The organism is Thermoflavimicrobium daqui (genome assembly GCF_003313465.1).
GTDB lineage: Bacteria > Bacillota > Bacilli > Thermoactinomycetales > Thermoactinomycetaceae > Thermoflavimicrobium > Thermoflavimicrobium daqui.
On the sequence record NZ_KZ845665.1, the window covers coordinates 83,949 to 96,985 of the forward strand.

Here is a 13,037-nt window from a genome sequence, read left to right on the forward strand (position 1 = left end):
AGATAAAAAGAAATATCTGGGCTTCCTTGTCGAACAAAAGGAGGTGCTCTATGAGTTGGATTGGTATGGTGGAGGAGATAAAAAGTTTGTTTTACCTAATTAATTATATGATTTCTTATGAAGTAAAGTTCTACATGTAAGTGGAGATCATCATTAATTGGGATGTTGATTTAGTTGAATTTGGCTGACTTCAGACGATTTAATTCACTATATAGTAGAAATGATTAATAGAAATGAAATAAGAGAAGAGCTTGATATCTTCTTATTTATTAACATTTCTTTATATGTTATGGTATTCATCCTTACTTTCAGTAAGTGATAGACAAAACACCTAGAAAAATAAAAATAGGCAAGGCAGTAGGTAGCTATCCCAAACGGTTAGCGATCTAAGGACATAAGGTATTACTAAGTTGAAAGTAAGGAGGAACACGGATGCCAAAACAAGGACCGTCGATGAAGGAGCTAGCTCAAATGATCAATAACATCATGGGACAACAAGTGTTGACTGAGCATCAACTATCACAAATTATGCAAGGAGCAAAAAAAGCACATGATACGGGTGGGATGAATGCCGTTCTAGAATATTTAATGAGAGTCACGCAAGCAGATGTCGATAGAAATGAACTTCGTCAGTTTGCTGATTCCATTAGCAAAAACCCACAGAAGGGATTAGATATTTTACATGGTAGAAAAAATATGGGTGGAGACAAAAGAAGAAAATAAAAGAGCCAAAAAACGGCTCTTTTTGCATTTTCTAAGAATTGGCTTTAATAACTTTTTCTCCAAATTTCAAGCAGTTAATACAAATAGAAGCAGTGGGCCCTAATGCCAACTCTCCAACTTCGTCTTTATGCCTACCGCAAAAAGAACAAGTTTCAATATGGTTTAAGGTGGTTGCTGCATTATTCTTGTTATTTTTATTATTTTCTACTGCGATGTATAGTTGTTCGATCACCTCAGAATCGGATTCATTATAATCAAATTCTTCTTTTAATTTTAGAGAGATTGTCATATAAGCTATTGACATCCCTTCATAAAAACGTTGCCTTTCTAATGATTCATATTTATTAATTTTCTCTTCGCATAGTTGGCTCAACTTTTGTAATTCAATGATTATATCCTCAATTTTAGCTCCACGAAATGTTCTTCTCCGAAACTCTTGACTCATTCATATCCTCCTTATTTGCATTTGTTCGTGTACATTTGTATACAAATTACAATTATATATTCTTGATAAAAAAATAAACTCCTGCCCCATTTAAAAAATCGTAGGAAACCGATGCTATTCCAGAGTATCTATAAAAAGGTAATTCGATCCAATATTACTTTGAGTTTAAAAGCGAAACGTAGAAGAGAGTAATTGATGTGTAAAAAATAAAAAGAAGTTTCATACTAACAACGAAGGAGGAATTAGGATGAATCAGTTAACTCAAATGGAGCTGGCTCACTTAGAAGAACTTTTAAGTATGGAAGTATTAGCAGCGAAAAAGTATCGGATTTATAGCAGACAATGCTCTGACAAAGAGTTAATCCCTTTATTTGAAGAAGCAAGGGAATTACACCGACAAAGAGTAGACGGTTTGCTTCAACTACTCAGAAAACATAATGGAAAATCGAAAAAAGCACACTAATAAGGAGAAAGCTCATGAATCTATTAGCTCAAGATATTGCTCAAGATTTGTTGCAGTCGGAAAAGCATTTATCCGAAACATATTTACACACCTATCTTTCTTGTTTGAATGAAGAATTAAAAAATCAGATTCAACAATATCAGGTGGAGACAAATCGATTATATAGTCGATTGTATAGTGAAATGTTACAACGTGGATGGGTTCATGCCAAAATAGAGGCACAAAACACAATTGAAAGTGCCATTATTTATTGGGAGCAGTATAAAGAAAAACATCCCGAACTACATAGCCGAAAGTAGCCTTTTTAAAATAAAGGGGGATGATTTAGATGCTTTCCAAATTAATTTACCGAGTGATTAATGGTGTTGTAGATACAGTCGTAAACCGAGTCTTACAAGATCCATATACAGAAAACTTGTTTTCTTATATTACGATTGTACAAAAACTATCTGCACGTGCCATTGTCGAAGCAGGAATGCGAGCGGAAACAGGAAAACCTTTAGAGCGCCCATTGGGTAGTCCGATTGTTTTATCGCGGTGGGAGCAATTAATGTTTAACCCTGTCCATCTTTATCGCATGCCTACACCAGATGGAGTTGAAATACAAACAGGTGTAACAATTGGTCCGAAAGCAAAGAAGCCTTTGGCTCTTGAAATTCCGATTCTTATTACGGGAATGTCTTATGGAGGTGCTTTGGGTTTAAAAGCAAAATTGGCTTTGGCGCGCGGAGCAAGCATGGCTGGGACAGCAACAAACTCAGGTGAAGCTCCTTTGGTCCCTGAAGAACGGCAAGAAGCTAAGTATTTTATTGGTCAATATAATCGCGGGGGATGGATGAATGATCATGATTCACTCTCCCAACTTGATGCGATTGAAATTCAATTAGGACAAGGAGCTCAGGCCGCAGCACCTGTGGGGACTGCTTCATGGCAAATCGATGAACCTTTTCGAAAGCGATTTAATCTCGTTGAAGGTCAAGATGCTTCTATTCATACACGACTAAAAGGAGTAAATAAACCAGAAGAATTTCCACCATTGGTACGTCAGTTACGGGAAACTTATGGTGTCCCAGTTGGCTTAAAAACTTGTGCTACGCACTATTTAGAGCAGGAAATTGATTGGGCGTTACAAGGGGGCATCGATTTTATTGTCGTTGATGGAGCTGAAGGAGGAACACATGGAGGACCAACTATCTTACAGGATGATGTGGGATTACCTACATTGTTTGGATTAGCGCGTACCATTCGCCATTTAGAGAAACGTGGAGCTAAGAAAGATGTATCTGTGATTGTAGCAGGTGGTTTAGTAACACCAGGTCATTTTTTAAAAGCAATGGCATTGGGAGCAGATGCGGTTTATATTGGTTCTATTGCTCTAGTTGCAATGTTACAGACCCAGTTGAATATAGCTTCTCCTACTGAGCCTCCTGTTCAAACTGCATTGTATCATGGGAAGTTTAAAGAAGATCTTGATATAGAAGTAGCATCTGAGCACTTAGCTAAATTTTTGAAATCATGTACGGATGAGATGAAGTTGGTTGCGTATGCCCTCGGAAAAACCGACTTAACCCAAATTGATCGGCAAGATCTTGTTTGTATGGATCGAGAGTTAGCAAGAATACTGGGTGTTGATTATGCGGGGCTTTCTCGAGAGGAACAACATCTTGCTTATACGGAAGAAAAGGATCCATGGAAAGAGCAAGGAACTTATCTTCCTATATATACTGAAACAGATCCGAACCGGATTTCACCAACTTTACATTGAGATAAATCAAATGGAAAGAGCCAAGTCGACAATAAGTATATCTTATAAAAGAATTAAAGCCGATATCTTAAACTAAGATATCGGCTCTTTTGATGTGTGATCGACTTTTAAAATCCTTGTAGAGTGGTCCATACTTCCAGTTTGGTTTGGACTTTCCGAATCACTTCATCTGTAAATTCAGTTGTTGTAGCACTGCCACCTAGGTCTGCTGTACGAATTCCTTCATGTACAGCTTCAATGGTTGCCTCATAAATAGCTCGCGAAGCAGCGATTGCCTTTTGATCATGAATGTAAGTAAGTAAAGATGCTCCAGCTAAAATCATTGCCATTGGGTTAGCAATATTTTTACCGAATAAAGAAGGTGCTGTTCCGTGAGGAGCTTCTGCCATCACTACCTGTGGATTAAACTCTGAATCAAAGCTAATTAAAATAGATTCAGAACCAGCTATAGAACCAAATAGTTGTAATACCATATCACTCAGGCAATCACCATCTCGATTTAAGGCAGGGATTACCAATGGTTCACCTGTACTATTAAGTAAAAGCGCATAAGTGGCATCGATTAGCTGTGGTTCATAACGTACCTCTGGGTGGCGAGCACTTGCTTCATCCATTTCCTCTTTAAGCATTCCTTCATAAATGGGGCTTACGGTATATTTTGGACCACCAAATACTTTTGCCTTCATTTTTTTGGCATGGCGAAAAGCAAATTCAGCTACTGCTCGACATGTTTTGCGATCAATGGTTTCGGTACGATAAGCGACTTCGTTTAAGCCATCACCTTCGCGCCATTCTTTTGCTCCATATGCATCACCGACAGCCATACGGATTACAGAGATGGGGGCAAAAGCGCCAGCTACTGGTCGAACACCTGGAATACGACGACCTGTACGGATGATAACTTTACCATCAATTTCTTTACGCAGAATCGCATTAGGGCTACCTACATCATTTTTTTCCTCTGGGGTAATAGTAGCAGCTTTTAATCCGAATCCCGTCCGTTTCATGGCTTGTGCTGCTTCATGAACTACCTGATTTTGGGTTGCACGGCGATTTTCTAAACTCAAATCATAGAATTGAAAGTCAAGATCTAAGCCGATTACATTTGGATCAAGAACACGTAGAGCTTCTTCCAATAGCTCTTGGCCAGTTTGATCACCTTTCATTACAACGATTGATTTCATATTTATTCACCTCATCTAAGATACAAAAGGTCACTACTTATTATACTTTAGTGTTTAATGGTTCACTAGCAGAAGAAGATTCAGACATATTATAAAGAAGAGTATAAGAAAATTAATTTATATACTTTCTATATATGTTTCTTTGTTTTTGAATAATATACTTGGAATACTATCTTATATGGTTTCCACTTATCCATTATTTCGATCCAAGGACCATGCTAAAAAGAAAATGAGGATATGGAAAAGCTTTTGAACGCGGGGGATTTCTTGTACAAAACATGATAAAATAATAAAGAGTATGGTGTAATAAACAGTCTGAAAATACTTACATCATCTAATTGGAGAGAGAATAGACAGTAATAAGGGATATGTTTAAGTGATTAAAGGAGAAGACAAGGATGAGCCAATTTATATTAATGACTAGTGTAGAATCATTTCAAGAAATCCTTCCCATTTCTAAGGAGAAGCCCGTTCTGATTCTGAAGCATAGTACAGCTTGTCCCATTAGTGCACAGGCATATGCTGAGGTAGAAGAGTTTAGCAACGAAATAGAACAAAATTCGATGGAGATTCGTGTAGTTCATGTTATTGAAGACCGTCCTGTTTCCAATGAAATTGCTAGTTACTTTGGGATTCAGCATGCATCTCCCCAAATTTTTATCATTCAAAATCAGAAAGTAATATTTCATGCAACTCATTTCGATATTACCAAATCAGCTTTATTGTCAACGTATAATGAGATGATAGAAAAGGACCAACATGGTAAATGAATAACTGAAAGATAATTTCAGCTTAAATGGTAGAGCTGAAGAAATATATATAAAGGAAAGAGAGGATGCTACATAAGTCAGCTATAAGCTTATAGCTGTGATGTACGGCAGTGTTGTCGGAATTTACGCCTTCGGAGTGCTTTACCAGACAGGAGTAGCGATTTCGCAAAACTGGGCACGATGAACAAGGAAGAAGACGGCTGTTAAAATGAATGTGAACTTAGTTTAGCTCGTAGTTATTACCCCTATGAAAACAGTTGTTTTCAGTAGCGATTTACTATGGTATTCAAAGATACGGGGAAATTTTTATGGAAAAGCGTTGGTGACGAATTTTTGGAACGTTTACAACAACATCAACGATATCTTTTCCATTTAGCTTTACGACTGACCGGTAATACTGAGGATGCCAAGGATCTTACACAAGAAACACTCTGGCAAGCCCACCGTAAATCAGATAAATATGTTTATGAAAAATCTCTTAAAGCGTGGCTCCGTACGATGATGACGAATCGTTTTCGTGATCAAAAAAGAAAAAAGAGCTTAAATATGGTGACATTGGATGATGCGTTAATTCAGTCAGACCCATCTCCAACTACACATACTTCTTCGGTGGAAGAGCAAGTTGAACAAAAAATCTTACTTGAAAAAGTAAAAAAAGAAATCGACAAGCTTCCTGAGATTTATCGGCGTGTCATTATACTACGTCATTTTCATGGTTTATCTTATGCAGAAATAAGCGAAGAGCTAAGTATACCAGAAGGAACAGTTAAAACTCAGTTATTTCGAGCTCGTAAGCTGCTTAAAGAGCGTATGTCTCATAAATTCTAGTGAAAGGTAGATGACTGAATGATGTCGTTGTGTAAAGAGATGGAGCACCTCATTCAGTTATACTTTGACCAGGAGCTGGATAAAGATAACTGCTTAAGGCTAAAAGAACACTTGGCACAATGTTCAAGATGTCGTAGAGACTTTTATGAAATGTCCAATCTGATTAATGACCTAGATACCATAGGGATACAAGAAAGGACACAAGTTCGACGTACTTTGTTTCCTGTCAAATGGGTTGTGATTTGTTTTACCTTTGTATTATGTGTATCTGTTTCACTACGTTCCGGTTACCCAGCGTGGAAAGTACGAATCGAAAATGAGGAACGCTCCCAATACGTCTACGAAAAGAAACCAAAAAATCTTAATAAGACATTGGTTTTTAATCTTGTGTCAAACTGTAGGAGCCATCCAAAATATATCCAAAGAACACTTGTAATACCGTGCCACTCTAATATGACTTCAAACTATTTGAATTATCACCAACGCTGGCAACAACAACCAAGAATGTTAGTGAAGGTACCTGATATCCAAACTTTAGAATCTATGCTTCTTTTTATGGGAATTCCCATTGATAAGGAGGAGATTCGGCAAGAAGATGTTAAATTTCCTGCTTCATTTATGATTAAGGGAGGTAAAGACCCAGAAATCCAACCGATTAACGAGAAATGGGATGAAACGAGGTAGTGACAGAAAAGAATATTTTAGATATAATAACCAAAACTTTTTCATTAGAGAAGAGGTAGTGAAGATGAGTGAACATTTGCTGAATGAGTTGCGAGAGCAGTTAGACGAGATCAATGGCCAATTATTAGAATTATTGAATAAAAGAGCTGCCTTAGTTCAAGAACTTGGAGAGTTAAAGCAAAAAAGCGGTGTAAAAAAATTTGATCCAGAACGTGAAAAAGAGATGCTAGATCGTTTGATCAGTCGAAATCAAGGGCCTTTTGATGATCAAACAATCCGTTATTTATTTAAACAGATTTTTAAAGCTTCTTTGCAATTACAAGAGGTTGAGCATAAAAAAGAACTATTGGTAAGTAGAAAACGGCAATCCGAAAATACGGTGATTCAATTGGGTGAAGCTGTGATTGGCGATGGCTCTTCTTCTCTAATTGCAGGTCCTTGCTCTGTAGAGTCGTATGAGCAAGTTTTCGAAGTGGCTAAAGCTCTAAAAGAACAAGGGATAAAATTACTTCGTGGCGGAGCTTTTAAACCGCGGACTTCTCCTTATGACTTCCAAGGATTAGGTGAAGGTGGACTGGAAATATTAAGAAAAGTAGCAGATCAATTAGACTTAAAAGTGATTAGTGAAGTAGTAAATCCAAGTGATATCGAAATGGCTACACAGTATGTAGATGTTATTCAAATTGGTGCTCGTAATATGCAAAATTTCGAGTTGCTAAAGGCTGCTGGTTCTGTAGATACTCCTGTACTTTTAAAACGAGGATTGTCAGCTACCATAGAAGAATTCTTATTTGCTGCTGAATATATTGTCTCTCGTGGAAATTCCAAAGTGATGCTTTGTGAGCGTGGAATCCGTACTTACGAAAAATGGACAAGAAACACATTAGATATTTCTGCTGTTCCTATTTTGAAAAATGAATCGCACCTTCCCGTCTTTGTCGATGTGACCCATTCTACAGGGCGAAGAGATATCTTATTACCTTGTGCCAAAGCAGCTCTAGCGGCTGGAGCAGATGGGGTTATGTTAGAAGTTCATCCCAATCCATCTGTAGCCTTATCGGATGCTAGACAACAGATTGATATTCCTTCATTTGATCAGTTTATGAAAGATCTACGCTCTTCTGGATTGTACCGTGAAACTCAAAATGTAAAATAAGATTTATTTATATTCTTTGACTTTTCTTCTTTAAAGAGGAGAAGTTGGAAATTGGTAAAACAGACAAAGCCATCCTAATAACTATGATGGCTTTGTCTGTTTTGAATTTATAGTATTTATGTCGTGTATTTAATGGAATATATAATGAAAATATAAAACCTCCCTTACATCTCCTTATTTTTTGAGTAAAATTTGATATGATAGATTCTGTAGGCTTCTTGTTAAAGAGCAAGGAGGGAACAAAGAGTCACTAAAAATATAGAATAGGTAATAACATGTAGAAAAACACCCTTAAGGAAATCACATATATTTGCTCAATCATCTTGCCTCCCTCTTTGTAGTAAAAAATGTATATTGTTTCCATATGGTACCAATGGTATTGTTAGGTATTAGACAGGGAGAGCAATCGTGAGAGCATACAAAGTAGAAATAAAACCTATCCCTGAACAAAGAAACCAAATTGTTCAAGCGATTGGGATGTGTCGTTTTCTTTAACCAATATCTTATAACCAATTTTGCTCTTTACGAACCAAATCGAAAGTTGATAAGTGGCTTTCCCTTTTCCAAAAAGCCACGTTTCCAGAAGAAAAAGAAGCAAGTTATGAAAGTGTATTTTCCTAAAAACTAGGAGATTTGCTGGTTGAGCGTCATCGAATCAAAGTACCACTTCATAATTCTGTGAAAGTAGGAAAAAGATGAGAGTCCCTTCACAGAGGGAATGGGTCTTGATGTAGGAATCAAGGACTTTGCTATTTTAAATAATGGACAAATAATTAAGAATATCAATAAATCTTCCGCCATCAAAAAGACAGAAAAACGGTTAAAATGTGTACAGCATGCACTGTCTAGAAAATATGAATGGAGAGAAAAGAGAGGTGAAAACCCTGCTATGAAAAGCGGAAGGAACATAGAAAAGAATGTCCTAAGGATCAAAAACCTCCTTGCCGTGATCAGTCTGAAGCAAGCGCAAAGACATGTAGTGTTAACCTAACTAACCTGCATATAGGTACCGATGGCTGTAGGGAATTGACGCCTATGGAGTGTCACATCAAACTGTCGTAGTGAGCTAGTGGCGAGGCAGGTCTCATTGAAGCAGGAACACTCTTGATATGGACATTCGTCTATGTTTTTAGTAGCAGGAAAAATCATTGAATATACGTGAATGGTTTGAATATGCCAGTTCGAATAATATACCACCTGAACAAATTTATCAGTTTATGACTCATCAAGTAAATCGCATCATTGTACTTTATCAAAATGTGAATAAGGAAACTCCTTTTTTCGCTAAAGGAAATCGTAAGAACAGTAAACTTGCTGTGGCATTTACTGATGTAGAATCTGCAAGGCAAGTACAAGTCGAGCAGCCACAGTTTGTCAAAATGATTGAAGAATCTACACTATCTTTTTTAATTAAAATGATACGTTTAGATGTTGATGGTATGGTTATTAATCCTGGATTACCATCACGCTATTTTTTAATGAAGCAGTATTTAAAAGATCTACTTAAAGAATTCTTCTTAGTGAAGCTAACACAGATCCCCGGCCCGTGGATCCCAACCCAAGGTCAAAATTTGCTTTGTGTGGATACACAACAAGGGGGTTGGTCTGTTGCCATTTATGCAAGTGATGAAGATGCAAGGTATATGAGTAACCAATCAGGGATAAATAGTGCTAACATTATGCATCACTCTTGGCAAGCAGTGTTTGAATGGTGTCGAAATTACCAAATTAACACACCTCCTATCTTACACTATGGACTACCTGAAGCGATTTCACTCACACCGCAGGATATGGAACGGATTGTTCAGGGACCAATGACAGGCTATCAAGAATTTCAACCTGTTGTTCATCCTTTTGTGAACCCTATACCCGATTATAAGACCCATGAACCTAAAGTAGAAAAGGCTGATCCGGTTATTCAAAAACCTAAATCCGAGGAATCAACACTTGAAAAAACAAATCCTGTTTCCTTACCACAAGTTTCACAACCCATTAATCCAGATAAGTTAGATGTTAAAAATGAAGATCTATCTACTTCGCCAGAAGCTTTAAATGATAATTCTCCACAAAACAATACTAAGAGTAATCAAAATCAGGCGAATCCAGTACAACCACAGTCCAATCCAAATAGCTTAAGAAGCTTTAGACAACCTGGAACGGATATTTATCTGGTACCAAAGCCACAAATTACGATGGATATCGCTGATTGGCCCATTGATGATTTTTCTACGGAAAAAGATACGATCATTCCTTTGTCAAACCCATTGATACAGAAGCCTTTACCAATTAATACAGTAGACCCCGCACCAGTGAACCAAGCTCCTAAAGAATACAAGAACCCAGAACCAAAAGAGCCGACACAGGATGAAAATCCTGGTGTAGATCCAGATATCAAAGAAAATTTACAGCGTTTAAAGCAGCAAATTTCAACAGGGGCAGGTGTTAATAGCTGGGCAGTATGTAATGTACTTGCTGAGTTGCGTAAGATTTGGGTTATTACTACGAATCAAAAAGGTCTTGTGATTTTAGCACAAGAAAATAAATATCCAGTAATCGATATTTTTACCTCCAAAGAATATGCGCAAAACTTAATTGACAAAGAAAGAGCCAGAAAACCAGAGCTACCACCTTTGGTTCCCCAACTAGTTGAAACGAATAAACTGTATCGGAAGTTTGAACGGAAAAATCCAGCTATCTATATTAACCGTTCGTCATCAGTTGAATATCGAGTAGGATTAGGGGATCCGTTACCTTATATTCTTCAACGGGTTCGTCAAATAGGAAAGTAAAAAGGGATTGCTAGATCCAAAAGTAATGAGTGGCTGATAATGCAACAACTTCGAAATAGAATTATACACATATCTATTTAGCCATATGCTAAAATTATGGTTAATGGATAAATCAAGTTGGATGTGATCATGAAAGATGGGGAACAAAAAAGGAAATATAACAATCTACGATGTAGCTCGTGAAGCTGGTGTTTCTATGGCAACCGTATCACGTGTTGTCAATGGAAATCCGAATGTAAAGCCAGCTACACGAAAAAAAGTGTTGGATGTTATTCAACAACTAGGTTATCGTCCAAACGCAGTGGCTAGAGGTTTGGCTAGTAAAAAAACGACCACAGTAGGAGTTGTAATCCCTGATATCTCTAACCCGTTTTATGCAGAGCTAACCCGTGGTATTGAGGATATTGCAACAATGTATCATTACAATATCATTCTTTGTAACTCTGATTTAAAACAAATGAAAGAGATTCAGCTAATTGAAACACTCTTAGAAAAGCAAGTAGATGGTCTGCTGTTTTTAGGTGGTGCAATTACAGAAGACCATCGGGCTATTTTTTCAGCGACACCTGTTCCGGTTGTATTAGCAGCTACAAAAGATGATAAAAATGAATTGCCTTATGTCACGATTAATCAGATTGAAGCGGCAAAGGCGGCTACCTCCATATTAATTGAAGAAGGAAATAAGCAAATCGCTTATATTGGAGTTCCTTTAACAGATTCGGTAACAGGGTATCCACGTTATCAAGGTTATATGAAATCCTTGGATGAAAACAGATATGCTTTTGATGAAAACTTGGTAGAAATAGGGAATGGTCGATATTTATCAGGCTATGAGGCCATGAAAAATCTGCTTATCAAAAATAAAAATATTACTTCTGTATTTGTAGCAACAGATGAAATGGCTGTAGGTGCCATTCACGCTGCTTTAGATCAAGGACTTTCAGTACCTAAAGATATTTCGATAATGGGTTGTAATAATATTCCCTTAGCTGCACAGGTTCGCCCACTTCTTAGTACAATCAGTGTTCCGCTGTATGATATTGGAGCTGTTGCTATGCGACTTCTAACTAAATATATGAACGAAGAAGACATTGAGACCTCTCAAGTAATATTGCAGTTTGATTTAGAATTACGTGATTCAACACGGATAAGGGAACTGTAGGATACATTGAAAAGATAAGGGTGAAGCAAAGAGTGGGGAAAATTGCTTTAATTGGAGCTATGGATTCGGAAATTGCTTATTACTTAAGTGAAATGAAAGGAACACGGACTGAATCCGTATATGGTTTTACCTTTCATCACGGTAATCTTTGGAATACTCCAGTCGTTGTTTGTAAAACAGGAGTTGGAAAAGTAAATGCAGCTATTTGTACACAGATTTTGGTAGAACGTTTTCATGTTGAATTGATTATTTTTACGGGTGTAGCAGGAGCATTACATCCTGATTTAGAGATTGGTGACATAGTTATTTCTAGTGAATGTCAGTATCATGATATGGACGCAAGCCCTGTTGGCTTTCCGAAAGGGACGATTCCGTTTCAGGATACTTCAATTTTTCCAGCAGAGCAGAAATTAATTCAGCTAGCTGTTAAAGCTGGAAAACAAATTGAAGGTGTTAAAGTACTAACGGGTAAGGTGCTCTCAGGAGATCAATTTATATCCAATGTAGATATTGTCAAATCTTTATACGAAGAGTTAAGTGGTGTTTGTGTAGAGATGGAAGGTGCAGCTGTGGCACATGTTGCTTTTTTGACAGGGATACCTTATGTGGTGATTCGCTCGATGTCAGATCGCGCTGATCACTCCGCCCATGTAAATTTTTATGAGTTTGAAAAGCTGGCAGCAGCCCGCTCCTGTGAAATGGTTCGTTTTATGCTTGCGAATCTATAACTCCGAGATAGAAAAGTTTACCTTATATGGTATAGGTATATATTCCTTCCTTATGAAACAAATTAAGCGTAAGGAGGGATTTTCTTATGCCGAAAGATGTACTCTGTGAAGTAAATAGCTGTACGTATTGGGGAGATGGAAACCTTTGTAAAGCAGACGAAATTTATGTCGTCGTAACTAGCTTAGCTAGAAAAGCCAAGGAATCTGAGGAAACCGATTGTAAAACATTTAAACCGAAACATTAAAAATGGGTTTGGAGCCGATATCTGATTAAGGATATCGGCTTTTTATATTCTAAAATGGTAAAATAAGTAAAAGAGCTTCAGGGCTAAAGTGCTAG

At 37.3% G+C, this 13,037-nt stretch carries 15 protein-coding genes; 13 read left to right on the forward strand and 2 right to left on the reverse strand.

Translation table 11 applies throughout. From position 1 onward, the window contains the following. Positions 1–432 precede the first annotated feature (432 nt). Positions 433–723 carry a hypothetical protein gene (locus DL897_RS06025; protein WP_113658248.1) on the forward strand — a complete coding sequence of 97 codons (291 nt, stop codon included), beginning with the start codon at positions 433–435 and terminating at the stop codon, positions 721–723. Positions 724–754: 31 nt separating this feature from the next. Here the strand turns inward: DL897_RS06025 and DL897_RS06030 are convergent, their stop codons facing one another. Next, a complete protein-coding gene (locus DL897_RS06030; protein WP_113658249.1) occupies positions 755–1,168 on the reverse strand; it encodes a ClpX C4-type zinc finger protein in 414 nt (137 codons plus the stop codon). Between the two features lie 247 nt (positions 1,169–1,415). Here DL897_RS06030 and DL897_RS06035 point away from each other — a divergent pair, with 247 nt between their 5' ends. From DL897_RS06035 to DL897_RS06045, 3 genes are read left to right on the forward strand one after another with little or no spacing between them, the layout of a single operon-like run. Continuing rightward, a complete protein-coding gene (locus tag DL897_RS06035; protein ID WP_113658250.1) occupies positions 1,416–1,631 on the forward strand; it encodes a hypothetical protein in 216 nt (71 codons plus the stop codon). 14 nt (positions 1,632–1,645) lie between these two features. Then, positions 1,646–1,930, forward strand: coding sequence for a spore coat protein (locus tag DL897_RS06040; protein WP_113658251.1), 285 nt, complete (start codon positions 1,646–1,648; stop codon positions 1,928–1,930). Between the two features lie 29 nt (positions 1,931–1,959). After that, positions 1,960–3,396 (forward strand): FMN-binding glutamate synthase family protein, encoded by a 1,437-nt coding sequence (locus tag DL897_RS06045; protein ID WP_113658252.1) that lies wholly within the window; start codon positions 1,960–1,962, stop codon positions 3,394–3,396. A 107-nt stretch (positions 3,397–3,503) separates the two neighbouring features. Here the strand turns inward: DL897_RS06045 and DL897_RS06050 are convergent, their stop codons facing one another. Further along, complete coding sequence (locus DL897_RS06050; protein WP_420824114.1) at positions 3,504–4,580, reverse strand: isocitrate/isopropylmalate family dehydrogenase; 1,077 nt, start codon at positions 4,578–4,580, stop codon at positions 3,504–3,506. A gap of 398 nt (positions 4,581–4,978) precedes the next feature. On the opposite strand from DL897_RS06050, the gene ytxJ reads away from it, so the two are divergent. From ytxJ to DL897_RS06100, 9 genes are all read left to right on the forward strand, one after another. After that, positions 4,979–5,350: a bacillithiol system redox-active protein YtxJ gene (gene ytxJ, locus DL897_RS06055; RefSeq protein ID WP_113658254.1), complete on the forward strand. Its 372-nt coding sequence runs from the start codon at positions 4,979–4,981 to the stop codon at positions 5,348–5,350. Positions 5,351–5,683: 333 nt separating this feature from the next. Beyond that, on the forward strand, positions 5,684–6,178 hold the full coding sequence (locus DL897_RS06060) for an RNA polymerase sigma factor (protein WP_168188672.1): 495 nt from the start codon (positions 5,684–5,686) through the stop codon (positions 6,176–6,178). A gap of 18 nt (positions 6,179–6,196) precedes the next feature. Continuing rightward, positions 6,197–6,862 (forward strand): anti-sigma factor family protein, encoded by a 666-nt coding sequence (locus DL897_RS06065; RefSeq protein ID WP_113658256.1) that lies wholly within the window; start codon positions 6,197–6,199, stop codon positions 6,860–6,862. Between the two features lie 64 nt (positions 6,863–6,926). After that, a complete protein-coding gene (locus DL897_RS06070; protein WP_113658257.1) occupies positions 6,927–8,018 on the forward strand; it encodes a bifunctional 3-deoxy-7-phosphoheptulonate synthase/chorismate mutase in 1,092 nt (363 codons plus the stop codon). 408 nt (positions 8,019–8,426) lie between these two features. Next, positions 8,427–8,513, forward strand: coding sequence for a helix-turn-helix domain-containing protein (locus DL897_RS19000; RefSeq protein ID WP_420824121.1), 87 nt, complete (start codon positions 8,427–8,429; stop codon positions 8,511–8,513). Between the two features lie 653 nt (positions 8,514–9,166). Next, entirely contained in the window at positions 9,167–10,807 is a 1,641-nt protein-coding gene (locus DL897_RS06085; RefSeq protein WP_113658260.1) for a hypothetical protein, read from the forward strand. A gap of 136 nt (positions 10,808–10,943) precedes the next feature. Beyond that, positions 10,944–11,969 carry a catabolite control protein A gene (gene ccpA, locus DL897_RS06090; RefSeq protein ID WP_113658261.1) on the forward strand — a complete coding sequence of 342 codons (1,026 nt, stop codon included), beginning with the start codon at positions 10,944–10,946 and terminating at the stop codon, positions 11,967–11,969. A gap of 32 nt (positions 11,970–12,001) precedes the next feature. Beyond that, positions 12,002–12,697, forward strand: coding sequence for a 5'-methylthioadenosine/adenosylhomocysteine nucleosidase (locus DL897_RS06095; protein ID WP_113658262.1), 696 nt, complete (start codon positions 12,002–12,004; stop codon positions 12,695–12,697). A gap of 86 nt (positions 12,698–12,783) precedes the next feature. After that, positions 12,784–12,942 (forward strand): DUF1540 domain-containing protein, encoded by a 159-nt coding sequence (locus DL897_RS06100; RefSeq protein WP_113658263.1) that lies wholly within the window; start codon positions 12,784–12,786, stop codon positions 12,940–12,942. Positions 12,943–13,037: the final 95 nt, after the last annotated feature.